Source organism: Enterobacter sp. SA197 (assembly GCF_054131575.1).
On sequence record NZ_CP096393.1, the window covers coordinates 2932780 to 2958405 of the forward strand.

General features: G+C 50.8%; 27 protein-coding genes and 3 tRNA genes. 7 read left to right on the top strand and 23 right to left on the bottom strand.

From position 1 onward, the window contains the following. Positions 1-18: 18 nt before the first annotated feature. The 5 genes from cheA to flhD all read right to left on the bottom strand — a co-directional run bounded on the left by cheA (position 19) and on the right by flhD (position 4966). Entirely contained in the window at positions 19-2061 is a 2043-nt protein-coding gene (gene cheA, locus M1D91_RS13690; RefSeq protein ID WP_437434019.1) for a chemotaxis protein CheA, read from the bottom strand. Between the two features lie 4 nt (positions 2062-2065). After that, on the bottom strand, positions 2066-3019 hold the full coding sequence (motB, locus tag M1D91_RS13695) for a flagellar motor protein MotB (protein WP_437434018.1): 954 nt from the start codon (positions 3017-3019) through the stop codon (positions 2066-2068). Then, positions 3016-3903 (bottom strand): flagellar motor stator protein MotA, encoded by an 888-nt coding sequence (gene motA, locus M1D91_RS13700; RefSeq protein WP_437434017.1) that lies wholly within the window; start codon positions 3901-3903, stop codon positions 3016-3018. Before motA ends, motB begins: the two co-directional genes overlap by 4 nt. A 128-nt stretch (positions 3904-4031) precedes the next feature. Continuing rightward, positions 4032-4610 (bottom strand): flagellar transcriptional regulator FlhC, encoded by a 579-nt coding sequence (gene flhC, locus M1D91_RS13705; protein ID WP_437434016.1) that lies wholly within the window; start codon positions 4608-4610, stop codon positions 4032-4034. Between the two features lie 2 nt (positions 4611-4612). Beyond that, complete coding sequence (gene flhD / locus M1D91_RS13710; protein WP_437434015.1) at positions 4613-4966, bottom strand: flagellar transcriptional regulator FlhD; 354 nt, start codon at positions 4964-4966, stop codon at positions 4613-4615. Between the two features lie 776 nt (positions 4967-5742). Between flhD and uspC the strand changes: the two genes are divergently transcribed. Then, entirely contained in the window at positions 5743-6168 is a 426-nt protein-coding gene (gene uspC / locus M1D91_RS13715) for a universal stress protein UspC (protein ID WP_437434014.1), read from the top strand. A gap of 31 nt (positions 6169-6199) precedes the next feature. Here uspC and otsA read toward each other — a convergent pair whose 3' ends face one another. The 6 genes from otsA to M1D91_RS13745 all read right to left on the bottom strand — a co-directional run bounded on the left by otsA (position 6200) and on the right by M1D91_RS13745 (position 13024). Further along, on the bottom strand, positions 6200-7624 hold the full coding sequence (gene otsA, locus M1D91_RS13720; protein ID WP_437434013.1) for an alpha,alpha-trehalose-phosphate synthase: 1425 nt from the start codon (positions 7622-7624) through the stop codon (positions 6200-6202). After that, positions 7599-8405 carry a trehalose-phosphatase gene (otsB, locus tag M1D91_RS13725; RefSeq protein WP_437434012.1) on the bottom strand — a complete coding sequence of 269 codons (807 nt, stop codon included), beginning with the start codon at positions 8403-8405 and terminating at the stop codon, positions 7599-7601. The genes otsA and otsB overlap by 26 nt, the downstream gene beginning before the upstream one ends. A 173-nt stretch (positions 8406-8578) precedes the next feature. After that, on the bottom strand, positions 8579-9559 hold the full coding sequence (araH, locus tag M1D91_RS13730) for an L-arabinose ABC transporter permease AraH (RefSeq protein WP_437434026.1): 981 nt from the start codon (positions 9557-9559) through the stop codon (positions 8579-8581). A gap of 14 nt (positions 9560-9573) precedes the next feature. Continuing rightward, positions 9574-11088: an L-arabinose ABC transporter ATP-binding protein AraG gene (gene araG / locus M1D91_RS13735; RefSeq protein WP_437434011.1), complete on the bottom strand. Its 1515-nt coding sequence runs from the start codon at positions 11086-11088 to the stop codon at positions 9574-9576. A 72-nt stretch (positions 11089-11160) separates the two neighbouring features. Beyond that, entirely contained in the window at positions 11161-12150 is a 990-nt protein-coding gene (locus tag M1D91_RS13740; RefSeq protein ID WP_437434010.1) for an arabinose ABC transporter substrate-binding protein, read from the bottom strand. A 316-nt stretch (positions 12151-12466) separates the two neighbouring features. Beyond that, positions 12467-13024 (bottom strand): DJ-1 family glyoxalase III, encoded by a 558-nt coding sequence (locus tag M1D91_RS13745; RefSeq protein ID WP_437434009.1) that lies wholly within the window; start codon positions 13022-13024, stop codon positions 12467-12469. Between the two features lie 606 nt (positions 13025-13630). Between M1D91_RS13745 and M1D91_RS13750 the strand changes: the two genes are divergently transcribed. Continuing rightward, positions 13631-14974, top strand: a complete 1344-nt coding sequence (locus M1D91_RS13750; protein ID WP_437434008.1) for an anaerobic C4-dicarboxylate transporter — start codon at positions 13631-13633, stop codon at positions 14972-14974. Positions 14975-15065: 91 nt separating this feature from the next. Here M1D91_RS13750 and azuC read toward each other — a convergent pair whose 3' ends face one another. Together azuC and M1D91_RS13760 are read right to left on the bottom strand one after the other, a co-directional pair. Next, positions 15066-15149: a stress response protein AzuC gene (gene azuC / locus M1D91_RS13755; protein WP_088218881.1), complete on the bottom strand. Its 84-nt coding sequence runs from the start codon at positions 15147-15149 to the stop codon at positions 15066-15068. A gap of 270 nt (positions 15150-15419) precedes the next feature. Further along, on the bottom strand, positions 15420-16058 hold the full coding sequence (locus M1D91_RS13760) for an RpiB/LacA/LacB family sugar-phosphate isomerase (protein WP_437434007.1): 639 nt from the start codon (positions 16056-16058) through the stop codon (positions 15420-15422). A gap of 366 nt (positions 16059-16424) precedes the next feature. Here M1D91_RS13760 and yecR point away from each other — a divergent pair, with 366 nt between their 5' ends. Together yecR and ftnA are read left to right on the top strand one after the other, a co-directional pair. Further along, on the top strand, positions 16425-16769 hold the full coding sequence (gene yecR / locus M1D91_RS13765; protein WP_437434006.1) for a YecR family lipoprotein: 345 nt from the start codon (positions 16425-16427) through the stop codon (positions 16767-16769). Positions 16770-16981: 212 nt separating this feature from the next. After that, a complete protein-coding gene (gene ftnA / locus M1D91_RS13770; protein WP_437434005.1) occupies positions 16982-17479 on the top strand; it encodes a non-heme ferritin in 498 nt (165 codons plus the stop codon). 38 nt (positions 17480-17517) lie between these two features. On the opposite strand, the gene M1D91_RS13775 is transcribed toward ftnA, so the two are convergent. Both M1D91_RS13775 and M1D91_RS13780 read right to left on the bottom strand, forming a co-directional pair. Then, positions 17518-17757, bottom strand: coding sequence for a YecH family metal-binding protein (locus tag M1D91_RS13775; protein WP_437434004.1), 240 nt, complete (start codon positions 17755-17757; stop codon positions 17518-17520). Positions 17758-17822: 65 nt separating this feature from the next. Beyond that, entirely contained in the window at positions 17823-18164 is a 342-nt protein-coding gene (locus tag M1D91_RS13780; RefSeq protein WP_437434003.1) for a hypothetical protein, read from the bottom strand. A 237-nt stretch (positions 18165-18401) separates the two neighbouring features. On the opposite strand from M1D91_RS13780, the gene tyrP reads away from it, so the two are divergent. Continuing rightward, positions 18402-19613 carry a tyrosine transporter TyrP gene (gene tyrP / locus M1D91_RS13785; RefSeq protein ID WP_437434025.1) on the top strand — a complete coding sequence of 404 codons (1212 nt, stop codon included), beginning with the start codon at positions 18402-18404 and terminating at the stop codon, positions 19611-19613. A 27-nt stretch (positions 19614-19640) separates the two neighbouring features. Here tyrP and M1D91_RS13790 read toward each other — a convergent pair whose 3' ends face one another. From M1D91_RS13790 to uvrY, 7 genes are all read right to left on the bottom strand, one after another. Continuing rightward, positions 19641-20309: a YecA/YgfB family protein gene (locus M1D91_RS13790; protein ID WP_437434002.1), complete on the bottom strand. Its 669-nt coding sequence runs from the start codon at positions 20307-20309 to the stop codon at positions 19641-19643. A gap of 135 nt (positions 20310-20444) precedes the next feature. Next, a tRNA-Leu gene (locus tag M1D91_RS13795) sits at positions 20445-20531 on the bottom strand. Positions 20532-20543: 12 nt separating this feature from the next. Then, positions 20544-20617 (bottom strand) — tRNA-Cys (locus tag M1D91_RS13800). A 52-nt stretch (positions 20618-20669) separates the two neighbouring features. Then, positions 20670-20745 (bottom strand) — tRNA-Gly (locus tag M1D91_RS13805). Positions 20746-20894: 149 nt separating this feature from the next. Continuing rightward, complete coding sequence (gene pgsA, locus M1D91_RS13810) at positions 20895-21443, bottom strand: CDP-diacylglycerol--glycerol-3-phosphate 3-phosphatidyltransferase (protein WP_437434001.1); 549 nt, start codon at positions 21441-21443, stop codon at positions 20895-20897. Between the two features lie 56 nt (positions 21444-21499). Continuing rightward, complete coding sequence (gene uvrC, locus M1D91_RS13815) at positions 21500-23332, bottom strand: excinuclease ABC subunit UvrC (protein WP_437434000.1); 1833 nt, start codon at positions 23330-23332, stop codon at positions 21500-21502. Next, on the bottom strand, positions 23329-23982 hold the full coding sequence (gene uvrY, locus M1D91_RS13820; protein ID WP_437433999.1) for a UvrY/SirA/GacA family response regulator transcription factor: 654 nt from the start codon (positions 23980-23982) through the stop codon (positions 23329-23331). The genes uvrC and uvrY overlap by 4 nt, the downstream gene beginning before the upstream one ends. Before the next feature lie 392 nt (positions 23983-24374). Between uvrY and M1D91_RS13825 the strand changes: the two genes are divergently transcribed. Continuing rightward, positions 24375-24437, top strand: a complete 63-nt coding sequence (locus M1D91_RS13825) for a hypothetical protein (RefSeq protein WP_457976339.1) — start codon at positions 24375-24377, stop codon at positions 24435-24437. Between the two features lie 4 nt (positions 24438-24441). Continuing rightward, positions 24442-24666, top strand: coding sequence for a DUF2594 family protein (locus M1D91_RS13830; RefSeq protein ID WP_437433998.1), 225 nt, complete (start codon positions 24442-24444; stop codon positions 24664-24666). Between the two features lie 70 nt (positions 24667-24736). Here the strand turns inward: M1D91_RS13830 and sdiA are convergent, their stop codons facing one another. Beyond that, the gene (gene sdiA, locus M1D91_RS13835) at positions 24737-25459 is read right to left on the bottom strand and encodes a transcriptional regulator SdiA (protein ID WP_437434023.1); all 723 of its coding nucleotides are present in this window, start codon (positions 25457-25459) and stop codon (positions 24737-24739) included. Positions 25460-25626: the final 167 nt, after the last annotated feature.

Genomic DNA, 25626 nt, shown 5'->3' on the forward strand with positions numbered 1-25626 from the left:
TTTTACCTTCTTACTCAATCAGGCGGCTGTGTGCGCCATACGTTGTTCGCGGTTTAATCCCTGCAGTGCCGAGACATCGACAATCAGCGCAACGCTGCCATCACCCAGGATGGTCGCTGCAGAAATCCCCGGCACCTTACGGTAATTGCTTTCAAGGTTTTTCACTACTACCTGATGCTGGCCGATTAACTGATCCACCAGCAGCGCGTAGCGACGACCTGCGCTTTGCAGGATCACTACAATCCCCTGTGTGGCTTCAGTTTTCGCACCCGTTACATCGAATACTTTCCACAACTCTACCAACGGCAGGTACTCACCACGCACTTCCAGCACGCGCTCTCCGCCCGCCAGCGGATGGAGGTCTTCATCACGGGGTTGCAGTGATTCCATTACGGCATTCAGCGGGAGGATAAACACTTCGTCACTCACTTTCACCGACATGCCGTCAAGGATGGCAAGCGTCAGCGGCAGCAGAATACGGATAGTGGTGCCTTGCCCCTGTTTTGATTTGATTTCAACGTGGCCGCCCATTTCCTGGATGTTACGCTTGACCACGTCCATCCCTACCCCACGACCCGATACGTCTGTTACCTGCTCTGCCGTCGAGAAACCCGGAGCGAAGATAAGCATTCCCACGTCTTCATCGGACATGTTTTCGCTTACCGCCATCCCCTGAGAAAGCGCTTTCGCAAGGATACGTTCGCGGTTCAGGCCAGCCCCGTCATCGGTCACTTCAATACAGATGTTCCCGCCCTGATGTTCCGCCGAAAGAATCAGATTACCCACCGGTGATTTACCCGCAGCAACGCGTTTTTCCGGGGTTTCGATACCGTGGTCGAGGCTGTTACGCACAAGGTGCGTTAACGGATCGATAATGCGTTCGATAAGACTCTTATCAAGTTCGGTAGAACTGCCCTGAAGCGTCAGCTCGACCTGTTTATCCAGCTTGCTGGCAAGGTCGCGGACCAGACGCGGGAAGCGGCTGAACACATATTCCATCGGCATCATACGGATGGACATCACCGATTCCTGCAGATCGCGCGCGTTACGCTGAAGCTGAGTCATGCTGGTAATGAGATCGCCATGATTAACCGGATCCAGCTCATTTGACCGTTGCGCCAGCATGGACTGGGTAATGACCAGCTCACCGACGAGGTTAATCAGTTGATCCACTTTTTCAACGGCAACACGGATACTGGTGGATTCGCTGGCGCGCGCTGGTTTCTCTGCGCGACCGGCAGGTTGTTCCTTCGGAACGGCCTTCAGCGCCGGGGGTTGCGTAACGGTCGGCGCAGCCTCAACGGCAGCCACCGGCGCAACGTCCACCGTTTCTTCTACGGCCACGGCAGGGGCGGCAGGCGCTGACGTTTCAAAAGCAATCTGATCCGGCTCAATGACAAAGCAAAGAACGGCGATAATATCGTCCTGCCCTACACCGCCATCAAGCGTCGCAGTGAGGGTGTCTTTGCCTTTCACCACGTCGCTTAAGGTGGCCAGGTTGCCGAGCTCTTCTTCGAGTAAATTGACTTCACCCTCTTTAAGGCCCGACAGAACGATGCGCAGTTTCCCCTCTTTTTCAGCCGCAGCGGGTGTTGCCACCGCGTCAACGGGCGCCGTGTCGACCACGGATAATTTCGCTCCACTGGTCGCGCCAGGTGCAGCTTCACCTTTGGCTTCCAGCGCTAACTGACGCAGCGCGTTACAGATATATTCAAAGCTGGCTGCATCGGGCTCGGTGGAGCTTTTATAGGCGTCGAGCTGTTCCTGCATAATATCTTTGGTTTCCAAAAACAGGTTGATAATGTCGGTATTGAGCTGCATCTCTCCGCGGCGAGCTTCATCAAGCAGGTTTTCCATCAGGTGCGTGGTTTCCTGCAAAATGGTGAAGCCAAACGTACCTGCACCTCCTTTTATGGAGTGGGCTGCACGAAAGATGGCGTTGAGCTGTTCGGAATCCGGCGCTTCAGGCACCAAATCCAACAGGTGCTGCTCCATATCCGCTAACAACTCGTCAGCTTCATCAAAGAATGTCTGATAAAAATCGCTAATATCCATGCTCACGCTATCACCTCGAGTCGGGTTGTGGCGATGTGGTAACGGCTGCCGCAGGTGCAGACGATGGCTCTGACGCCGCCGCTGCCTCCGGCTGTCTAATGACGCTTAGTGGCACATTCTGGCTTTCGGCGTTTTCGTGCAGAATGGCTTCTTCTGCTTGTTTGTTTAGCACCAAAAGGCTGATACGCCGGTTGATAGCTTCGTTTGCTCCGCGGGCAGCGAGTCGCATCGTCGCCGCCATGCCGATCACCCGAAGCATTTTCCCATCGTCAAGTCCCCCAACAACCAGCTCACGTCGCGATGCGTTTGCACGATCGGCTGAGAGTTCCCAGTTGCTGTATCCTTTCTCACCGTTGGCGTAGGGATAGTCATCGGTGTGTCCGGAAATGCTAATTTTGTTCGGTATTTCATTGAGTACCGGTGCAATGGACCGCAGTATGTCACGCATATAAGGTTCAACATCCGCACTCCCGGTTTTAAACATCGGTCGATTCTGGCTGTCGATAATCTGAATACGTAACCCTTCCTGAACAAGATCGATTTTCAGATGCGGCCGCAGTGCGCGCAGTTTAGGATCGGCTTCAATCAGTTGATCCAGCTCACCGCGTAACTTACTCAGCCGGTTTTGCTCCATGCGCTTTCTGAGATCTTCAATGTTCGGCTGTTTTTTTACTTCACCATGTTGCTGTGTGTAGTCATCGCCACCACCGGGAATGGGGCTATCGCTGTTCGAAATTCTCGGCCCCCCGGTGACCGCTGTCGCCAATGGCGTACGGAAATATTCGGCAATCTGAATCAGTTGCTTAGGGCTTGAGATCGAGATCAGCCACATGATTAAGAAAAAGGCCATCATCGCCGTCATAAAGTCGGCATAGGCGATTTTCCATGAGCCATGGGATCCCCCGCCATGTCCTTTATGTTTTTTGCGTCTTACGACGACGATAGGATGGGACTGATTTTTCATGCGTCCTCAGTCGTTGTCTGTTGGTTCGGGTTTCTTACCGCACGCACGTGCTCATCCAGCTCGACAAACGTTGGACGTTCGGTGGAGTACAGCGTCTTGCGCCCAAATTCAACCGCGATCGGCGGCGCATAGCCGTTAAGATTGGACAACAGCGTGATTTTCACGCATTGCATCATCTTGGTGGTCTCAGCACTTTTCTGACGCAGAACGCTCGCGAGTGGAGAGACGAAGCCATAAGCCAGCAAAATGCCAAGGAACGTCCCCACCATCGCATGGGCAATCAATGCCCCCAGCTCTGCTGCCGGGCGGTCCGCTGAGGCGAGGGTATGTACCACGCCCATTACCGCCGCAACGATACCGAACGCGGGCAGAGAATCCCCGATTGCGGCCAGCGCATTGGCCGGTACCTCAGCTTCACTTTCATGGGTTTCGATCTCTTCGTCCATCAGCGCTTCTATTTCAAAAGTATTCATGTTGCCGCTGATGATAAGTCGCAGATAATCCACGATAAATTCCAACATCGTACTGTCTGCGAGAATACGTGGGTAGCTGGCGAAGATTTCGCTTTCTTTAGGGTTTTCGATATCCCTTTCCAGGGAGAACATCCCTTGCTGGCGTGATTTCGCCATCAGGCGATAGAGCAGTGCCAGCAAGTCCATGTAGGTACTTTTGGTATATTTAGAACGACGGAAAAGTATGGGCAACGCTTTGATAGTACCCTTAATGGCTTTTCCGTTGTTACCAACGATAAATGCGCCAACACCCGCACCGCCGATGATGAGAAGCTCCGACGGTTGATAAAGTGCGCCAAGGTGCCCGCCGGTCATCATATACCCGCCCAGGACAGCACCCACAACCACTATGTAACCTAATACGATAAGCACGACATCATCCTTCCGCTAATGACTATGGCAAGGATAAACAGATGACTGGGTTTGTTTTTCCCAAAAGTCAGGCAAAAAAAAGCAGCGGTAAACTTCACCGCTGCTGGAGTTCTTCACACCTGATTCGGTTAAACAGCCTGAGCGATCTGTTCATCCAGCAGTTGTGGAATAATATCGGCAGCATCACGGGAAAGTTTACGTCTTTTTACCGCTCTGGATGGCGGTTGGCATAAACTGCACGCAAAGCTACCTACAGGCTGATGTGCATGGGTAATAAAATTACCGTTGCAGCAGTTGCAGCGCGATAACTCCAGCATTCCGCTTTCGACAAAACGGACCAGTGTCCAGGCGCGAGTCAGCGCCAGGAGCGGCCCTTCCTCAGGCTGAGGGCATTGTTCAAGATAGAGTCGATAGGCTTTAATTACTGCGTCTACGCCACTGCACAACCCGGTTTTTAATAAATACTGCCAGGCGTTACAGAACATAGAAGCGTGAATATTTTGCTCCCACGTCATAAACCAGTCGGTGGAAAAGGGCAGCATGCCTTTTGGTGGCGGGCTACCACGTAACTCTTTGTAAAGTTTAATGAGACGACCACGGCTGAGTTGGGTCTCACTCTCTAACATCTGTAAACGTGCACCAAGCGTAATCAGCTCCATTGCAAGCTGGATATCGCGTGCTTCCTGAACAATGCTTTTTTCGCTCATCGTTATGCCCTTTTCTTCCGGGCTGCAGCATCGCCACTTTGGCTGGATTCATTTAGCAAACGTGTAGACAGCAGGATGCCGGTATGGATCTGTTGCAAATCATCCACCCGCGACTCCTGAGTCAGGCGAGTGATGGTTTGATGATTGTCAAAACGGAACTGACAGATGACCTGATTGGTTTCGGCCAGTTTTACCATTTGCGGAAGTGTTAACTCGACCAGTGTGTTGGCCATTTCTTCATTGACGCCTAAGCGAAACATCGCTGAAGGTTTGTCTTGACTGATCAAACGCTGAGCAAGGAGCAAGTATGACAAATTGATGTCATAAATGTGTTTCAGCAACTCGGATGTATGCATTTTTCCCATCCCGAATAACCAACTTGTATCTTATGCGGTCAAGCCGCACCCCGTGATGTCGCCGGGAAAAACCCGGTATAAAAAAGAAAGGCTAAAAATGCATATCTAACTTAGGATTGGCGGGAAAGACGTCGATTTGGATGTTAGCGTCTTGCCACACTCTTAATCATTTCTTACAAAGAATTAAGATTTTTCCTAATTCGACGCAACTGTACTCGTAGGTGCTCTTACATACAATCTGGACAGCCACAAAATTTGAATATTATGTGATGCGTGTCACATAATTTAAGCTATTTCTTACAATAAATCTATCAGTCTGGCTTCTGATTTGAATATTTTTTGTTCTAACAAAGCTCTTTTCTATTCCTTTTGTGCGAATAGTCATGCAAAAAACTTGATAAATTGACAAAACTGGTCAGATGTCTACCCCTAAAAGAAATTCAAAAGCGTTAAAATGTTTCTAAAAAAGATACGTTAATAAAAAACCATTAAAAACAGGATATTATGCGATCAACACCGCTAATTAATTACAGGTGGCGATAATTTCAATATCGTTAATCGTGTTGATTAATAATTTCACTAATTAACTTAAAATCCCGAAAATTTTGGTTAAGTGTTTAAAAATTGTTAATTTGCACAAATACTGGGCATAGGTTTTATTAAGAATAATTAATGAATATTTATGACGTTCTTCACATCACTGCCATTTTCATGCCTTGCGCGGTTGGTTTAATCGGAGTAAAGCTGGTATGAGAGTCCTTTTTCAGGAGTAAGAGATGAGCTATTCGCACCTTCTTGTTGCGGTTTCCGTGTCACCTGAAAGCCATCGACTGGTCGCCAAAGCCGTGTCAATAGCACGCCCGTTTCAGGCGCGTCTTAGCCTTATCACCCTTATGGCCGATCCCGAAATGTATAATCACCTTGTTGCGCCGATGATGGAAAATGTGCGGGACGTGCTGAAGGAAGAAACGCAACAATTTGTAAATGAACTTGTCTCACGTGCTGACTACCCTATCGGGCAAACGATCATGGCCTCCGGTGAACTCAGCGAGCACATTCGTCATACCTGCCGTACCCAGGGTGTCGATTTAGTCATCTATGGCAATCATAATCAGGGGTTCTTTTCGCGGGCGACCTGCTCTGCAAAATCAATTGTCGGCAGCAGCGGTGTGGATGTCCTGCTCGTCCCCCTGGATGAGTAGTTGAGCTCCCGCCTTTGCGGGAGCTACGGCATTAGGCCAGTTTCGGGAAGGTCGCCACGTTGCTCTGCAGGTAGCTTTGCTCACTACGTGGCGTTATTCCCTTTAAATCGTCAATGAACCTCGCCTGCCAGTGATGGATGTCATTTTTGAGGATCACTTCCAGCATCTCAGCGTGGCGCGATATACGTTCAGCCAGGGGCATGGTGAGTGCTCTGTCCAGCGCGGCGGCCACATCATCACGATCGTAAGGGTTAACAATCAGCGCTGACGTTAACTCGTTGGCTGCGCCTGCAAACTGCGACAACACCAGCACCCCCGGGTTCGCCGGATCCTGAGCAGCAACATACTCTTTCGCCACCAGATTCATGCCATCACGCAGCGGGGTGACAAGGCCGACCTCGGCATAGCGGAAGACTTTCATTAAGACCTTGCGGTCAAAATGCTGGTTCAGGTAGTAGAGCGGCGTCCAGCCCAACTGACCATATTTACCGTTAATGCGCCCTGCTTCCGTTTCCAGCTGATGACGAATGTCCTGGTAGGCCTGCACTTCACCGCGCGACGTCGGGGCTATCTGGGTGTAGCGAATTTTACCGTGATGCTGAGGATACTTTTCCAGCAGCGCTTCATAGGCTAAAAAGCGCTCAGGCAGCCCTTTGGAGTAATCAAGGCGTTCAACAGAGAAGATATTTTTGACGTTTTTAAGCTCTTCTTTTAGCTGCGCCAGTTTGGGTGGCATCGGACCGGCGGCCTGTTGAGCAATCTCTTCAGGCTCAATACCAATCGGGTACACCTCGGTACGGAAGCTTTTGCCCCATGCCGTGTGGCTTTTACCGCTGCGCGTGGTAACGCGGGTCTGCGCGGAGACGGAATCGAGAAACGCCAGCCTGTCATTCTCGGTCTGGAAGCCGAGCAGGTCATAATCACACAGCGCTTCCAGTAACTCAGCATGCGGCGGAAGCGCATTGAAGATTTCAGGCGTCGGGAACGGAATATGCAGGAAGAAACCAATCTGGTTATTCACGCCTCTGCTTCGCAGTTCACGTGCAAAAGGAAGTAAATGGTAGTCGTGGATCCAGAGGATATCGTCCTCTTTAAGTAACGGCAGCAGTTTATCCGCCAGCAGCGCGTTGACGCGCTGATAGCCATCCCAGGCTTCCCGCTGGTAATTCACCAGGTCCAGACGGTAATGGAATGCAGGCCACAGTACCGCATTTGAGAACTGCGAGTAGTACTGATCATAATTCTCTTCATTGAGGTTAAAAGAGGCCCAGGTGATGTTCCCGCGCGAGACCTCATTGAGCGGCGCGTCCTCATCGCCAATTTCTCCGCTCCAGCCAAACCATAACCCTCCGGTCGCTTTCAGCGCCCCGAGAATACCTACTGCCAGGCCGCCTGCGCTGGCTTTTTTATCATCGGGCGGTGCAATACGATTAGATACTACGACTAAGCGACTCATAGCCATCTCTCCTGTTTATTAACGTCTTTTCTTCTTCTAATTGATGGTCGGTGATACGTTTTAGCCACTGATGAACACCTTTTACATCGTCTATACGGTAGGCTGCCAGGGTACGTCCTGCACCCACCTTGACCGAAATACCCTTGAGGCGATTCACCACGTCAAAGCCATGCTCATCGGTCAGGTCATCGCCAATAAAAACCGGTGTACGCCCCTGAAACGGTGCTTCCTGCATAAATGTTTCAATGGCCGCACCTTTATCAATCGCGGCTGGCTTAAGCTCAATGACGCATTTACCGGGCTGCATCGACAGTTCGGGGTAGCGCGCCACCATCTTCATGGCCAGAGCGCGGATCTCTTCTTCATAGTGCAGTGCCTGGCGATAGTGCAGCGCAAACGCCATGCCTTTGGCTTCAAGTTCGGTACCGGGCAGTTCCGCCAGTCTGGTAGCCAGTTCATGCTCAAGCGGCTGAACCACGCTGAGCGGCAATGACACCCGGTGCGTTTCACCATTGATGTCGCGGCGCTCGGCCCCATGCACCCCGGCGAGCGGGAAACGATGGGGTGAAGCGAGCTGGTCCAGCTCAGCCATTGAACGCCCTGAAATCAACGCCAGCGCCCCATTGTTTGCGCCTGAAAGCAGTGCAAGCTGCTCCAGAACTCTGGATGGAATGAATACCAGGTCCGGATGCGGTTGGATATCAGCGAGGGTGCCATCGAGGTCGAAAAAAAAGGCAAAATCACCCGAAATTACAGGCGGTATGGATAACGTGTCAGCCACCCTGGACTCCTCCTTACAGTGTGAGCGAAAGGCTTTTATCAATAACCTTTCATTATCATTAGCCATGTAAGTATAGACAGTGTGACGGCGCTCGCCATTTTATGCTGAACCCACCTACCGAATTAACGGTAGATGGGCCGGTTGAGATAAAGCTGAGGATCTTGTGCGGCGTATCAGACGGTACGTTTCGCTTTTTGTTTGTAACGGTCAAAGATGACGGCGGCAAGCAGGATCAAACCGCGCACCACATACTGGGCAAATGGCGAGATGTTGAGCAGGTTCATGGCGTTTTCTACCGTACCCAGAATCAGGATCCCGGCAATAACATAGGAAATTTTGCCAATGCCCCCTTTCAGCGACACCCCACCCAGCACGCATGCCGAAATGACAATCAACTCATAACCGATTGAGGTCATCGGCTGGCCACTGGTCATACGCGAGGCGAGGATTATCCCGGCTGCCGCAGAAACCAGACCAGAGAGGACGAAAATAATGATTTTGGTGCGTACTACCGGCACACCGGCCAGACGGGCGGCCTCTTCGTTACCACCAATCGCCAGCGTATTACGGCCAAAGGTGGTGCGGTTTAACAGGAAACCAAAGACGATGAGACAGGCAACGGTCAGCCAGATGGGCGCGGGCAATCCTAACCAGTTTGCATAACCCAGCGTAAAGAAGCTCTCGTCCTCAATACCAACCGCTTTACCATCAGAGATGATATAGGCCAGCCCGCGCACGATCTGCATTGTTGCGAGGGTGGTTATCAGGGCGTTGATTTTCAGGCGCGCAATCACGAAGCCGTTGATAAAACCACTGACCACACCCAGCATCAGCCCTGCAAAGACGCCAATCCACAGGCTTTCACTGAGGTTGATGACCACGGCAGTGGTAACGCCGGCACAGGCGATGACCGATGCGACCGACAGATCAAAATCGCCGGAAGCCAGGCAAAATAGCATGCCGCAGGCCACCATGCCGGACATGGAAATGGCGAGCCCCAGCCCTTTCATATTGATAAAGGTGGCAAAATTAGGCACAAAAAGTGCGCAGCCAAGGAACAGCACTGCAAAGACCACCAGCATGCCGAACTGGTCCCAGATACGCCCGAAGGTAAATGGCGACTTTGATGCGCCGGATGAGGTTAAAGATGACATCATATTCTCCTCGCTCAGGCTACGGCCTGGCTGACTTTTGGCATTGCGAGGCTCAGTGCTCGCTGTTCATCTGCCTGACCATGAAGCAGTTCCCCGGCGATCTCGCCTTCGCGCATCACAATGATGCGGTCAGCCACGCCAAGCACTTCAGGCAGGTCACTGGAAGCAAACAACACCGCGACACCACGGGCTGCCAGCGCATAAATCACATTATAAATTTCATGTTTTGCCCCTACGTCGATACCGCGTGTCGGTTCGTCGAGCAGGATGACCTTCATCTCTTCCGAGAGCCAGCGACCCAGAATGGCTTTCTGCTGATTGCCCCCCGACAGGTTCATGATGAGCTGGTCAGCGCTGGGGGTTTTAATATTGAGGGCGTTAATATGGTGCTGTGCGTTTTGTGACTCCCACCCATCATTTATCAGGCACCCGGCGCGTAAATATTTACGCCGTGCGCTGATGTTGATGTTTTCCCGTACCGAGTGAACAGGAATAATTCCATCTGCTTTCCGGTCTTCCGGGCAGAGCATCATCCCGGCGCTGATGGCATGGGCCGGTTTTTGAATGTTGACCGTTTGACCATCAATGAAAACCTGCCCGTCAGTGATCCGGGTACCGCCAAACAGACCTTTCATGAGTTCGCTGCGACCTGCGCCCACCAGACCAAACAGGCCGACTATCTCCCCGCTGCGTACCGTCAGGCTGACAGGGGCGCGCACGCCAGGGGCTTTCACCTGATCCAGACGCAGACGTTCGTCGCCATAATCACGCGGGCTCCAGCCATAAATATCACCCAGCTCTCTGCCGACCATCGCCTGCACCAGTGAGTCATGGTTAACCTGCTGCATATTCGTAAAGGTGCGCACGTAACGGCCATCTTTAAATACCGTGATGGCATCGCTGAGGGCAAAAATCTCTTCCATACGATGCGAGACATAAAGGATCACGCGTCCTTCTTTACGCAGTTCGCGGATCACGCGGAACAGGTTGTCGATTTCACGCGCCGAGAGCGAGCTTGTGGGTTCATCAAACGCAATAATTTTGGCATTACGTGCCAGCGCTTTGGCAATCTCCACCATCTGCCACTGACCGATGGAGAGATATTTCAGCGGCGTTTGCGGGTCGATATCGAGGCCCAGGTGCTTAAGCTGAAGTCCGGCTTCATAGTTAAGCAGTGAGCGGTTTACGAAGCCGCTTTTATGCGGAAGCTGGCCGAGATAGATGTTCTCGGCGACCGTCATTTCGGGTACCAGGTGTAGCTCCTGGTAAATAATCGCCACCCCTGCGTTCAGTGCGGCAGTCGTGTCACTAAAGCTCACGTCCTGCCCTTTGATAGCCAGCGTGCCTGTGGTTGGCGCATAGTTCCCGCTGAGGACTTTTAACAGGGTCGATTTACCGGCACCGTTTTCCCCCATCAGGGCATGTACTTGCCCTGCATGGCAATCAAAGCTGATGTCACTTAACGCCTTAACGCCGGGAAAGGTTTTACCTATGCCGCGAAAGGAGAGATAAGGAGTAGAGTCTTGCATAACGTCTCCGTGAATCAATTCAGTGCACTTCTGGCCCTCCCTCGGTTGAGGGAGGGCGCAATCATCTGACTGTTACTGCACGCCTAACCCTTTCTTCGCCAGCTCTTCTTTAAAGTTATCGCGGGTGATCAGCACCACGTCGGTAACCGCGGTGAATTTAGGCGGCTCAACACCTTTGGTGACCCAGTTGTAGAGCAGTTCACTGGTTTTATAGCCATGTACGTCCGGGCTTGGCAGCAGTGAACCGTAGAAGCCGGTTGCCTGAGCTTTGGACAGTTCGCTCACCGCATCCACGCCGTTAATGCCAATGCCTATCACGTTCGGTGCCTTGAAGCCCTGCCCTTCCGTTGCGCGCACGCCGCCAAGGACGGTGCTGTCATTCATACCCACCACCAGCCAGTGTTTCACTTCCGGGTGTTGAACAAGCAGAGAGTTACCGGCATCGAAGGCGCCAGGGATATCGTTGGATTTAGTCGGGACCTGGTAAATCTGTTTTTCCGGGAAGCCAGCGGCTTTCAGCGCATCCATTGAGCCGGTAGTACGGCGGCGCGCGGTATCAAGTTCATTTGCGGTAATCGCCATTACCGCGGTTTCCTTGATATCCCAGCCCCGTTTCTGCATCTCTTTATAGAGCTCCTGCCCCTGACGCGCACCAATTTCACTGGCAGCCATCATCACCAGCGGAACGCTGGTCATTGGCTGACCCTTGGCGTTAACAAACTGGTCATCCACCGCGATGACTTTCATGTCATAGCCTCTGGCTTTGGCGACAATTGCTGCCCCCAGTTTCGGGTCAGGCGTACAGATAACAAACCCCTTCGCGCCGCTCGCCGCCAGGCTGTCGATCGCGTTCAGCGTTTTTTCGCCATCAGGTACGGCAATCTTAATAACTTCAAAACCAAGATCTTTCCCCGCTTTATCAGCGAATTTCCACTCGGTCTGGAACCAGGGTTCTTCCGGTTGTTTTACCAGAAAACCCAGTTTCATCGATTCAGCGATAGCGGATTGTGACATAACGGCAGCCAGACCAATGGCTGCTAACGCTTTAGTGAATTTGTGCATGGTTATCTCCAGCTTTGGCATTCTTTTATGTAGGGGAAAACAACTACTGGTTAATTTAAAAGTTCATAAAACAAGGCATTAGGGTCCGCACTTCCCTGGACACCTTTGCTGGCAGTAGTTTTAGCGGGAAATTGATTCTCCATAGGAGAGCAATATCACACCGCAGAATTACAGTAATTACGTACATAAATTCAGCGGTTTTAGACATAAAAAATGGGGTATTTGTCAGACAATTAGGAAGGGGGTCAGCAGATTAATCCATAGCATCAGCCAGCTTATCCTTGTCCCCGAAGACAGGGCGTCTTCGGGGTCAGACTTACCAGGGGTAATAAATGTGATCCGCATGGTCGTGGACCGGTGCTTCATCACCCAACAGGCGGGCGGCCAGCGTAAAGGCAAAATCAAAGGCATGACCAAGCCCTTTACCGCTGAGGAGGTTGCCATCCTCCACGACCGGTGCGTCAAGGTATTCGCCTCCGCTCACCGTTTCCCAGAGGTCGCCGGAACAGACATAGCGCCGCCCGTTAAGTAACCCATTTGCGCCCAACACCCGGGCTGCCGCTGAACAGATAGGACAGATAAGCTTGCCCAGCGCATCATGGGCGCGAACAAAGGCAATCACCTCCTTGCTGGCCCCCAGGTTCATACTGCCCTGCGGGCCACCGGGAAGGACCACGGCGTCGTAGCGCTCGTCGCTGCGCTCGATCAGCGTAGCGTCGGCGACCATCGGAATATTGTGATAGCTGACGACTGCCCTGGACTCCGCGCAGGCCAGCGTTTCAACATCAATATTCAGCCGACGCAGAATATCAATGGTAATGATGGCTTCTGCCTCCTCAAAACCCGGCGCTATCAGTACTGCCACTTTTTTCATGTGTGCATTCCTTACCAATACAATGAAAGATTGTTTATTTTTACTCAAAACAACGTTTCAAAATATTGAATAAGTCACATAACCATTAACCGCTTTCGCTTTCGCTGGTGCAGGGCAGGACTCTGGCCAGGCCTGGATGTCAGAGCAACTCCGGCTATTCATTACGAAAATATTTCGCCCATCAATAGTTATCTGCCCGCCCTGTTGCTGGCGCACAGGCGTGCTTTAGAGCCGTTCGTCACAATGCTGGCGAAAAGCTGTGGTGAAAAGCGCACAACCGAAGGGGTGATGCCTGTTACTTTTTTCTGTTCGCCCGCTGTCTGAAGGACACCTAATGAAGCCTGCGTTCATTATTAGGCTAAAGGGTGCCTGCTTCGCCTCAAGTTATTGAGTTGCTGAATGGCAGGCATCTTTTCAGGCCGCCGATGGGGTCGGCTGATGCTTCTGTAAGGGTTAATTTTTACTAAATCATGAAATTTATGTTAATAAAAAGTTTATAAGTTATTGCTTTTATTAAATTTTGCCAAATTGGATCTGGCTCTCATTGAATGGCATTACAAAATGTAATGATTTAGCAGGTTTATCCATTCAAAGACAAGGTGAGTCATGATTACCATCGAGTTCATTATTATAATTCTTTGCTTATTACTGGGGACGCGTTACGGCGGGATGGGGCTGGGGTTAATCAGTGGTATTGGCCTCTTTATTCTGAGTTTTGTCTTTGGTCTTGAGCCTGGCAAGCCTCCCGTGGATGTCATGCTGACCATCCTTGCGGTCATTGGCTGTGCGGCAACGCTGCAAACGGCGGGTGGGCTGAATGTCATGATGCAGTTTGCCGAAAAATTGCTGCGTCGACATCCTCAACATATTACGTTACTCGCCCCCTTTACCACATGGATGCTCACCTTTCTTTGCGGCACCGGACACGTGGTTTACACCATGTTTCCGATTATCGCAGACATCGCACTGAAGAAAAATATCCGTCCTGAACGCCCTATGGCGGTGGCTTCGATTGCGTCACAGATGGCAATCACTGCCTCGCCCGTTTCCGTGGCGGTGGTCTCCCTGGTCTCTATTCTTGCTGCCCAGCATGGTATTGGCCACGCATGGAGCATCCTGGAGATCCTGGCCGTTTCGGTTCCTGCATCATTATTTGGCGTTGCGATGGCGGCATTATGGAGTTTGCGGCGCGGAAAAGATCTCGCCGATGACCCTGAATTTCAGGAGAAGCTTAAAGATCCCAAGCAGCGTGAGTTTATCTATGGTGCCAGCGAAACGCTCATGAACCAGCGTTTTCCAAAAGAAGCCTACTGGTCAACCTGGATATTCTTTACCGGTATTCTGGTCGTGGTCTTACTTGGCGCCCTGCCTGATCTACGTCCGGCATTTGAGGTGAAAGGCAAACTCTCGCCACTGTCGATGAACCTTGTCATTCAGATGATGATGCTGATTGCAGGTGCCGTTATGCTGGTGGTCTGCAAAGTAAACGCGTCGGCGGTCTCCAGTGGTGCGGTCTTCAAAGCAGGCATGGTCGCGATTTTTTCGGTGTTTGGCGTGGCATGGATGAGTGATACCTTTTTCCAGGCGCACCTTAATGAACTGAAAATGGCCCTTGAAGGCGTGGTGAAAAGTCATCCGTGGACCTACGCCATTGTGCTGTTTCTGGTTTCCAAACTGGTAAACAGCCAGGCTGCTGCGCTCACGGCGGTCGCGCCGATGGGGCTGATGCTCGGTGTGGAGCCCAAAATGCTGCTGGCTTTCTTTCCCGCCTCGTATGGCTATTTTGTCCTGCCCACTTACCCAAGCGATCTGGCATGCATCGGCTTTGACCGCTCCGGGACCACGCGAATTGGTAAATTTATCATCAACCACAGTTTCATTCTGCCGGGACTGATTGGTGTCAGTTGCGCCTGTGTGGCCAGCTACCTGCTGGTTTCTGTTTTGTTTTAACAAAAAGCGGCGCGAAATGCGCCGCTTTCCAGGGGCCCGTCTGCACTGCAAACGGGCATAAAAAAACCTGCCTACGCAGGTTTTTTTATTATCAGAACATAGCACCAGGGGGTACGTCTTTGAAAGTTTTGCAGTAGGTTTCAAAAATGCTTTTCAGGATTTTGCGCAATTTCATGGTTTGCTCCGGCGATTTGTTATGCAGGTGTTATCAGTTGATGTGCACATAATATGACCTTCATCACAAAACGCAAGTTTTTCGTGATAGAAATCACGTTTTAAAAATCAGAAAAAAGCATTTCTTTAGGAAAAAACCATTATTTTCATTGAGATAAAAGAATAAAAAAAATTTATATTTTTAAACTTTTTTTGGCGGGCAGGCGCAGAGGCGGGACAAAAATTTAACATTTGCAGCAAAGGGGGCCGGTTTTCACCGACCCTCTGACTGTCAGGCAAGGATTTCACGCACGAAGGCTTCGATCTCTTTATCCTGGCAATTCTCAAAGAAACACTCCTGGAAGCGCGGGCCTGATACGGCAGTTTTAACCAGTTCAGGATCGATGGCACGCAGAGTATCGAGATAGTTCTCTTTTACGACAGCGGCTTTAACCTGGTTGAGGAGCCCCGCATTACGTACCTGCGGCTCTTTACGCTCCGGCGGGTAACCTTCGCCTTTCGTGCCGGTGAAGGCTTTTTCAAAAATAAAACGTACGTTCAGTTCAGCGCCCCAGCCAAAACCTTTAGCAAAAGGTAGAGCCAGCGCGTTGCCATTGTTGATCTGGGCAAAAAGGAAGGCGTCAGCCGGATCTATACAGTAACCGCAGACCACACCCGGATGAATATTAAGAGACATTAATGCCCCCTGCCCTGTACCACAACCGGTGACAACAAAATCTACCGCTTTGGCATTCAGCAGAATGCTGGCCATAATACCGAGGTGGATATAGGTCAGATGATGGTCATTTTCATCACTCATTCCGACGTTGAAGACCGGGAAGCCTTTTTCACCGGCAACGGCCTGAAGCTCGTTTAAAATGATGGCGTTTTTACCCGCCTGGCTGTTTTCCATCATCAGTGCAATTTTCATGTTCATCTCCAGATTAACGCGTTCGCTAGCTAATCTAACAACCTTACTACCTGCCAAACATACTTTCAAATTTAATGAAAAAAGGTTTTAAAAAATTAAAGTGCCTTCACATTTTTTACAGTGAGGGGACCTCTGCAAAGCAAAAGGAAGGAGGGTTTTACAATGCATCAACGAAGCGCAGGCAGCAGTCGTGGCGCGGATACTTTCCGCCAGCACGCTACCAGACAGGCGCTCAGTGTTGGCCGCCTCGCTGGGTGAACTTTCTCGTTGCGCATAAACAGGGCTGTTACGCGGTTTATTCCGGCGATTGCGGCAGCGCCTCCCGTGTAAGATGTCACGATGCCCATCAAGAAACAGAGCGATTTCATGAACAAATTAGTTGTTGCCGCCGCGTTATTACTGCTTACCGGGTGCACCATTACAAAAGAGCCCAAAGTCAGCAGCGTCGACACCACCAGTGGTATCGTGCGGCTCAATTTCAGTGAAGCGATGATGCAGTCAGCGCGCTATGACAGCTATACCACGCAAGGAACAGCCAACAAACAGTGCCAGCAGATGGGCTACGCCACCGCAGTTGCCTATGGCCAGCCTGTTTCCACCTGCAGCGTTTACAGTGGTTCTGTCTGCATGAATACTACCGTGACGCTTCAGTACCAGTGTCGTGGAGTGGCCTTTAATCAAACCGGTGTCGCCGGCACGCCCGCCTGGTAGTTCCCCGCGCCAGTGTGAATGTGCTGGCGCGTTGGGTTATTTCTAAAATAAAGAATAATTATCATTTACTCCGCTATTAATAATGCAATGCGTTTTATTCCCATTCTCATTGTTAATAAATGAATTTTTTATTTTACCTTTTGCAAATAATTAAATAACAAATTATAGTGGCCGCACTTCACGACCTTTAATTTATTTCCCGGAGCGCTTTAATGTTAAAAGCTGGAATGATTGAAAAACTTAATGAGCAAATGAATCTGGAACTTTTCTCATCTTTGCTTTATCAACAGATGAGCGCCTGGTGCAGCTTTAATAGTTTTGAAGGTGCCGCCGCATTTCTGCGTCGCCATGCGCAGGAAGAGATGACGCACATGCAGCGCCTCTTTGATTATCTGGCTGATACCGGCAGTCTGCCGCGCATCAGCACTATTACAAGCCCGGTGGCGGAGTACGGTTCGCTGGATGAATTGTTCCGTGCGACTTATGAACATGAGCAGTTAATCACCCAGAAAATTAACGAACTTGCCCATGTTGCCATGACCTCTCAGGATTATCCGACCTTCAATTTCCTGCAATGGTATGTAGCGGAGCAGCATGAAGAAGAGAAACTCTTCAAATCCGTTATTGATAAATTAACGCTTGCCGGTAAAAGCGGTGAAGGCCTTTATTTCATCGATAAAGAGCTGTCGACACTCGACACGGCTAATTAATAAAGTGCGCGGTAATGTCATTTCATTACCGCACTATTTTAATGGTTGCAGATTTTACTGATGTGCGTTGAAAACCCGGTTTCGGCCGGAATAAATTTCCCCCGCAACGCCAGAAATGCCACAAGCTCAGCCGCCGTCATGTCAGACGCTGAACAGGTATAAAAACGCGCCTCGTTACCAAAACGCGCGAGAATGGCCGCCACCAGACTCTTCTCTGTATAAGGCTCAACTGAATCGAGCATCATGTTAAGCACCTCATGACCGTGTACAGATGTCATCACTCCTCCTTTAAAAAAAGCATGATAGTCACATCACTCACCGCCCTTATTGCGCTACGACAGATTTACATGCACCCGGCGCAACTCGTGCAGCGCCAGTCATGACGGTTAACGGCCTGATAGAAAAACCGGTAATTTTCACTTTCCATCGGAATGGAGTGTTCATAAAAGAGGTCGGTAAGCCAGTCTACATTGGCAATGATCCACTCATCCTCCTGCAAACCCTGAGCGAAGGTCTCATCTTCAGGATCGATAATGGAATAGATGGCCCATGTGCCCATATCTTTTTCGCTGCGGGATTCAGGCAGCGTAATCGCTTGTCCCTGCCAGCTCAACAGCCAGCTCCCATGACAGAGTAAATTACCGGCACGGGTCCACTTGGCGGTAAATGGATTCTCCTCAGCCATATCTCCCCTTGTACAAATTATCAGAAATTTTAGCTCCTGATTTTCTCGCAGATACCGGAGAGTTATGCATCAGGCAACGTCACGGATCCTGCCAGGCAAATGACTAAGGCAGTGGCGCTCGGCAAGCTGCAAAGTAATGTTTACAGCAGGCGTAAGGCTGGTTTGACGGCGCGACTGTTTTCACATACTCTGCGCCGCATCCTGATGTTGCAGGGCGTTGAATTTGTCGAGGAATGTGTGAAAAATCGAACACTTGGTAGTGTTTTTATCGTGGCAGGGACCACCATTGGCGCGGGGATGCTGGCCATGCCGCTGGCAGCGGCTGGCGTGGGTTTTGGCGTAACGCTGGTTTTACTGTTCCTGTTATGGGCGGTGATGTGTTATACCGCACTGTTACTGCTGGAAGTGTATCAGCATGTGCCAGCAGACACCGGGTTGGGGTCTATTGCACGTCATTACCTGGGGCGCTACGGTCAGTGGCTCACCGGGTTTAGCATGATGTTTTTAATGTATGCCCTGACGGCGGCTTACATGAGCGGCGCTGGCGAACTGCTCGCTTCCAGCCTGAGTGACTGGACGGGCATTTCAGTGTCGCCCGTAACCGGCGTGCTGCTGTTTACGCTGGTTGCCGGTGGCGTGGTCTGCATCGGCACATCGCTGGTTGATCTCTTTAACCGGTTTTTATTCAGTGCCAAAATCATTTTCCTGCTGGTGATGCTGGCATTACTGGTACCTCATGTTCATCATGCGAATCTGCTTACGCTGCCGCTGGAAAAAGGGCTGGCGCTGTCTGCTATTCCGGTTATCTTCACGTCGTTCGGTTTCCACGGCAGCGTACCAAGTATCGTAAGCTACATGAATGGCAATATTCGTAAACTGCGCTGGGTATTTATCACCGGCAGTGCGATCCCGCTTATTGCTTATATTTTCTGGCAACTGGCGACCCTGGGCAGTATTGATTCCTCAACGTTTGCAGGCCTTCTGGCGCAACATGCCGGGCTTAATGGACTGTTACAGGCGCTGCGCGAAGTCGTTGCCTCTGCGCATGTTGAACTTGCGGTACATCTCTTTGCCGATCTTGCGCTGGCAACCTCGTTCCTCGGGGTTTCACTGGGGTTGTTTGATTATCTTGCTGACCTGTTCAAGCGCCGCAACAACGTATCAGGGCGCCTGCAATCCGGGCTGGTTACCTTCCTGCCACCTCTGGCTTTCGCCCTCTTTTACCCGCGTGGTTTTGTAATGGCGTTGGGGTATGCAGGCGTAGCCCTCGCGATACTGGCGCTTTTACTGCCTGCGTTGCTGGTGTGGAAAAGTCGTGATGCGCACCCCGAGGCCCCTTATCGTGTTGCCGGTGGCAGGCTCGCATTGTGTGCCATCATTGCCTGCGGGATCGGTATTATTCTGGTGCAGTTTGCTATCGTCGCCGGGATCCTTCCTGAGGTCGGATAAAAAAAGGGCCCTGGCGGGCCCTTTCTTTTAATGTAAGCAGCAGCTTTTAAACTTCCTGCCACTACCACACGGGCAAGGATCGTTACGGCCCACTTTTATACCATTCACGACCGGCTGCTGAACAACCGGCTGTTGCGGATTGGCTGACCAGTAATCATAAAGGCGCAACGCAGCAGGACGTATGGCATCAATGCTTTGACTGAACGTCTCTTCGTCCATTTCATCGAGGCGGGCAAAATTCTCCTCCGAGCCATGCAGGGCAATCGCATCCAGATCGGGTTGCAGCGCGTCGGGCAGTGCGGACCAGTCGGTTAACGCCACGCCACGCATATAGCCAAAACACCACTCCTCAACCACCGTGAAGTGACGGCCTTCAACTTCGTTCTCACCGAATACAGGCTCAAACTGGTCTGGATAGTCGCTCAGTCGTTCGGCAATATCATTCATATGCTGGAAGCAGAGATTGATAAAGCGATCCATCTCGCGCTCGTTTTTCCAGCGAGGGATATTCTTTTCGCCGCCCCAGATAGCGACCAGCCAGCGGTCAGGCTCTACAACAACGGGGCCGGACAAAACAGCGGTCAGCAGTCCATCGAGCTCGGCGACGTCAAGAATGGTGTCATCGCCATGAGCGTAAGAGATCAAGGTCTCTTCCAGCCACTGCAATTCGTTTTCGTTTAATGGGCCCTGGGCCATATGAGGAGCTCCTGAGGGAGAGGAAGATTTACGGGAAGTCACGGAAGGGTAACACAACTACCGCAAATACAAAAAAACCACCCGAAGGTGGTTTTACGACACTGCTTATTGCTTTGATTATTCTTGTCTTTCCCATGGTACCCGGAGCGGGACTTGAACCCGCACAGCGCGAACGCCGAGGGATTTTAAATCCCTTGTGTCTACCGATTCCACCATCCGGGCTCGGGAAGAAAGTGGAGGCGCGTTCCGGAGTCGAACCGGACTAGACGGATTTGCAATCCGCTACATAACCGCTTTGCTAACGCGCCAGATTCTTCAGGCTTTTAAGCCAACACCCGCAAACTGCCGGTGCATATAAACTGGAGCGGGAAACGAGACTCGAACTCGCGACCCCGACCTTGGCAAGGTCGTGCTCTACCAACTGAGCTATTCCCGCAATATCAAGTTGTGTTGCAATCACTTGATTTTGTTATCTTCTGGAAGCCTGCGCTGCCGTCTGATGCGATGCATTCTACTTACCTGGCGCACTGAGTCAACGTTATTTTTCAAAACCCGAATCGTTTGCTGAAAATTAACGCGATGCGATCACTGATCGAGCAGATCGCCGCGTGCAGCGTTCAAATATTGCAGCATTGACCACAGCGTCAGAACCGCAGCAACCAGGAAAAGCGCAATACCAGCCCACTCAACCCACTCATTGGGACGCCAGAGCATCCACGTCAACGCGGCCATCTGCGCCGTTGTTTTAACTTTGCCGACCCACGACACGGCTACGCTGTTACGTTTACCCAGTTCAGCCATCCATTCACGCAGCGCGGAGATAATGATTTCACGCGCGATCATGGTGGCGGCAGGCAAGGTCACCCACCAGCTATGGTAATGCTCAGCGACCATCACCATAGCAATGGCTACCAGCACTTTATCGGCAACCGGGTCGAGAAAGGCGCCAAACCGCGTGCTTTGATTCCAGCGACGCGCCAGAAAACCGTCAAACCAGTCAGTTACCGCTGCCACAAGGAAAATCAGCGCTGAGGCAAAAGGTGCCCAGGGAAAAGGCAGATAAAACGCCAGCACAAAAAATGGAATCAGGATGACGCGGAACAGGGTGAGCAACGTAGGGATATTAAATTGCATAATGACGGTAACTGTCTGTTGTTAGTAAATTTTGACCCTATGTTGCTACAGAGCCCTTAATGTTTCAACGAGTAGAAGATCTTTTCTGCCAGGCCTTGCGAGATGCCCGGCACTTTTGCAATTTCTTCAACGCTCGCGTTTACCAGTCCTTGCAGACCGCCCATGTATTTTAGCAGCATCTGGCGGCGCTTCGGCCCGACGCCTTCGATGGTTTCCAGGCTACTGGTATTCTTCACTTTTGCCCGTTTTTTACGGTGACCGCTAATCGCATGATCGTGGGATTCATCACGAATATGCTGAATGACATGCAGCGCAGGCGAATCCGGCGGCAGGCTGAATCCCTCCCCTTCCGGTTCAAAAAAGAGCGTTTCCAGGCCCGCTTTGCGATCCACACCTTTTGCCACACCGAGCAATAGCGGGTGATGTTTATCCCAGGGAACATCGAGTTCCGCAAAGACGGCTTTTGCCTGCCCGAGCTGTCCTTTACCACCATCAATGAGGATGACATCCGGGATTTTGCTCTCTTCAATGGCTTTACCATAGCGCCGACGCAGTACCTGGTTCATTGCCGCGTAATCATCGCCCGGGGTAATACCGGTAATATTGTACCGGCGGTACTCCGCTCGCAGTGGGCCGTTTGCATCAAACACCACACAGGAAGCGACGGTCTGTTCACCCATGGTATGGCTGATATCAAAACACTCCATACGTCTGACTTCAGGCATTTTCAACAGCGCAGCCAGGGCTGTGAGTCGCTGGCTGACGGTAGATTGCTGCGCCAGTTTAGTACTAAGCGCAATGGCCGCATTGGTACGCGCCAGTTTTAGATAACGGGCACGATCGCCGCGCGGTTTCGTCTGCACATTAACCTTACGACCGGCCAGTTCTGAGAGTGAATCAGCAAGCAGCGTTTTGTCGCTGAGGTTGAAGTCGAGCAAAATTTCCCCAGGCAGGGTGCGCATTTGACTGCCCTGCAGATAAAATTGCCCGACAAAGGTCTCGACCACCTCGCCAAGCTCCGTACCGCCGGGTACTTTCGGGAAATAACTGCGGCTTCCCAGCACTTTACCCTGGCGGATAAAGAGCACATGAACGCACGCCATCCCCGCGTCGAATGAGACACCAATGACGTCAAGATCGTCGCCCGTATTGGAAACAAACTGTTTTTCCGTTACGCGGCGCACGGCCTGAATTTGATCGCGAATCCGCGCCGCTTCTTCAAACTCCAGTGACTGGCTCGCTTTTTCCATTCTGGCGATAAGTTGCGTTAAAACTTGATCGTCCTTGCCGGACAGGAAAAGCCGAACATACTCGACCTGCTGCGCATACTCCTCTTCGCTCACCAGTCCCGCGACACAAGGTCCCAGGCAGCGGCCAATCTGATATTGCAGGCAGGGACGTGAACGGTTGCGGTAAACGCTGTTTTCACACTGACGGACGGGAAAGATTTTTTGCAACAGGGCCAGCGTTTCGCGTACGGCGTAACCGTTAGGAAACGGACCGAAATACTCCCCTTTAGCGTGCTTTGCTCCACGGTGCATGGCAAGCCGGGGGTGGGTATCCGCGCTCAGGAAGATGAAAGGATAAGATTTATCATCGCGCAGCAGCACGTTATAACGTGGCTGGTAAAGCTTAATGTAGTTATGCTCAAGCAGCAGGGCTTCTGTCTCGGTGTGGGTGACCGTAACATCAATTTGCTGGATTTGCGCCACCAGCGCTTCGGTTTTTCGCGAAGCGAGATTACTACGAAAATAGCTGGAAAGACGCTTTTTGAGATCTTTGGCTTTGCCTACATAGATCACAGTTCCGCCGGCGTCATACATTCTGTAAACACCGGGGTTGCTGGTTACGGTCTTAAGAAAGGCTTTGGAATCGAAAACTTCATTCACTGACTTGCTAACGTCTCCGCATTGCACAGACCATGGCGAATTGCCAGGTGGGTCAGTTCTACATCACCGTGGATGTTCAATTTACTGAACATACGATAGCGATAACTGTTCACCGTTTTTGGGCTGAGGTTCAGTTGCTCAGAGATCTCATTGACCTTCTGACCTTTAGTGATCATCAGCATAATCTGCAATTCCCGTTCCGACAAACTTTCAAACGGGGAGTCCGCTTCAGGCTCAATCTGACTGAGTGCCATTTGCTGGGCAATATCCGAGGCGATATAGCGTTGACCCGCATGGACAGAACGAATAGCGTTTACCACTTCCTGTGGGGCCGCACCTTTACTGAGATAGCCCGCCGCACCCGCCTGCATAACTTTTGTTGGAAGAGGATTTTCAGTATGAATGGTCAGCATGATGACTTTCGTGTCGACGTTTAATCGCACAATTTTACGTGTCGCTTCGAGGCCACCAATACCCGGCATGTTCATATCCATCAGTACGACATCGACGGAATTGCTTCGGCACCATTTTACGGCATCCTCACCGCAACACGCTTCGCCAGAAACTTTTATGCCCTTAATGTCTTCAAGAATGCGTCGTATCCCTGCGCGCACAAGTTCGTGGTCATCAACAAGAAGTACGTTGATCAAAGGAATATCTCCAGAAGAGGGATGACGCTGCTGCAAACTAATTGGCTCATAGTAACGGTTTTTAACCAGGTAATGAAAGGTAAATAGTGCCGTGCGCCGAATTTAGCTTCCGTTTTTGGAAAATAACCTGTACATGGTGTGGAAACGTCCCGCATAAATCTGTGATGGGCCGCGCGATTAGAAAGCGTGAAGCAGAAACTTACTGGCAGCGCTGCGCTTATCCTGATGAAAAATATAAATGGAAGTTGTAACAATAATTAACCGATGCGACACCTCGTTAAAACATATATTTGCTAAGCACTATTCGTTTTTGAATAACGGTAATAGGTTTAATTTAATAAACCCACCCCAATGCGATCAAAAAATAACCGCTGCTGATTTTTGCAAAGCATGTGGTATACTCCGCCGCTTTGACATTCTATGTCACGCAAAGACACTGTAACTTAACGAGGTAATTAAATGAGCACCCCTGATTTCACCACTGCTGATAATAGCCAGGAACTGGCTCAGGAAGTCTCTTGCCTGAAAGCAATGGTCACGCTGATGTTGCAGGCGATGGGACAGGCTGATGCGGGCCGGGTGATCCTTAAAATGGAAAAACAGATCGCTGGTCTGGAAGATGCCTCTCAGGCAGCTGTGTTCTCAAACACCGTTAAGCAGATTAAACAGGCCTACCGTCAGTAAGCGAATCCGGCTGGTGGCGTTTTATCGCTGGCAGCCGGCTTTCGTCTGACACGCAGAACGGCATGGATGCTCAAATCATGCCGGTTGCAGCGGCATAACAGGCAATCTGGGTTTTGTTCGGTGCATTAAACTTCTTCTGCATATTCTTCTGATGGAAATTCACAGTATTCTCAGAAATCGATAAGATAATCGCAATTTCCGCAGAGGTTTTCCCTTCTGCCGTCCATCTCAGGATCTCTTTTTCGCGTTTACTGAACTTCATTTCAGGCGCCATAACCATCTCATCCCCCAGCCGCACAAGGGCCAGCAGACTCACCTGAACGAGCAGTTGTAGACGCAGTTCGAGATCTTCACCCTCACGGGTTTTACCCAACAGACTGGTGCGAGAGACGGATAAGAAACCCAGCGCATGATTAGGCAACATCAGACACTGCGTCACGCCCTTTCGCAGACCGTGGTCGCGGGCAGCATCCCACAATACTGGTGCATCATGGAATAATTTATCATCCCAGGGTAAATGGCCGTGTAAGAAATTCTCCGCCTTTAGTACGGGATCGATGCCGAAATAGTTCTCCGCCTGATAATGCGACATCCAGACATCAGGATAAGATGATTCAACGTTGATTTTAGGGCGCGTAAAAGGTACCGGATGTCGGACACACAGTGAAAAATAATCATATTCCAGGGCCTGCGTCTGACGCTTAAGCTCGGAATAAACGTCCTCTGTACTTGTCATCTCCTGAAAACGTAGCAACACATCCCTGCGCCACGCAAAAAAGTCATTCTCCCACATCTGACGGATATCACCCTTGCCATTAATAATCATTATTATGAATACATTAAATTAACACATAAAACTTTTTTATAAGTGTAAAAAAACATAGAGAGGGCAAATTAGTTGGCCGCGGAAGGCAGCTAATAGTGGTAAAACGCAAAAGCGTTCGATTAAAGGCGTAATGG

Bases quoted from the DNA above. Each gene is read 5' to 3' on its own strand.
- yecR (WP_437434006.1), top strand. From the start codon at position 16,425: ATGAACAAATTAGTTGTTGCCGCCGCGTTATTACTGCTTACCGGGTGC.
- uspC (WP_437434014.1), top strand. From the start codon at position 5,743: ATGAGCTATTCGCACCTTCTTGTTGCGGTTTCCGTGTCACCTGAAAGC.
- M1D91_RS13745 (WP_437434009.1), bottom strand. From the start codon at position 13,024: ATGAAAAAAGTGGCAGTACTGATAGCGCCGGGTTTTGAGGAGGCAGAA.
- M1D91_RS13775 (WP_437434004.1), bottom strand. From the start codon at position 17,757: ATGACATCTGTACACGGTCATGAGGTGCTTAACATGATGCTCGATTCA.
- pgsA (WP_437434001.1), bottom strand. From the start codon at position 21,443: ATGCAATTTAATATCCCTACGTTGCTCACCCTGTTCCGCGTCATCCTG.
- motB (WP_437434018.1), bottom strand. From the start codon at position 3,019: ATGAAAAATCAGTCCCATCCTATCGTCGTCGTAAGACGCAAAAAACAT.
- M1D91_RS13790 (WP_437434002.1), bottom strand. From the start codon at position 20,309: ATGGCCCAGGGCCCATTAAACGAAAACGAATTGCAGTGGCTGGAAGAG.
- ftnA (WP_437434005.1), top strand. From the start codon at position 16,982: ATGTTAAAAGCTGGAATGATTGAAAAACTTAATGAGCAAATGAATCTG.
- araH (WP_437434026.1), bottom strand. From the start codon at position 9,559: ATGTCATCTTTAACCTCATCCGGCGCATCAAAGTCGCCATTTACCTTC.
- M1D91_RS13780 (WP_437434003.1), bottom strand. From the start codon at position 18,164: ATGGCTGAGGAGAATCCATTTACCGCCAAGTGGACCCGTGCCGGTAAT.
- M1D91_RS13760 (WP_437434007.1), bottom strand. From the start codon at position 16,058: ATGAAAATTGCACTGATGATGGAAAACAGCCAGGCGGGTAAAAACGCC.
- M1D91_RS13750 (WP_437434008.1), top strand. From the start codon at position 13,631: ATGATTACCATCGAGTTCATTATTATAATTCTTTGCTTATTACTGGGG.
- flhD (WP_437434015.1), bottom strand. From the start codon at position 4,966: ATGCATACATCCGAGTTGCTGAAACACATTTATGACATCAATTTGTCA.
- araG (WP_437434011.1), bottom strand. From the start codon at position 11,088: ATGCAAGACTCTACTCCTTATCTCTCCTTTCGCGGCATAGGTAAAACC.
- sdiA (WP_437434023.1), bottom strand. From the start codon at position 25,459: ATGTGGGAGAATGACTTTTTTGCGTGGCGCAGGGATGTGTTGCTACGT.
- azuC (WP_088218881.1), bottom strand. From the start codon at position 15,149: ATGAAATTGCGCAAAATCCTGAAAAGCATTTTTGAAACCTACTGCAAA.
- flhC (WP_437434016.1), bottom strand. From the start codon at position 4,610: ATGAGCGAAAAAAGCATTGTTCAGGAAGCACGCGATATCCAGCTTGCA.
- otsA (WP_437434013.1), bottom strand. From the start codon at position 7,624: ATGAGTCGCTTAGTCGTAGTATCTAATCGTATTGCACCGCCCGATGAT.
- M1D91_RS13740 (WP_437434010.1), bottom strand. From the start codon at position 12,150: ATGCACAAATTCACTAAAGCGTTAGCAGCCATTGGTCTGGCTGCCGTT.
- M1D91_RS13830 (WP_437433998.1), top strand. From the start codon at position 24,442: ATGAGCACCCCTGATTTCACCACTGCTGATAATAGCCAGGAACTGGCT.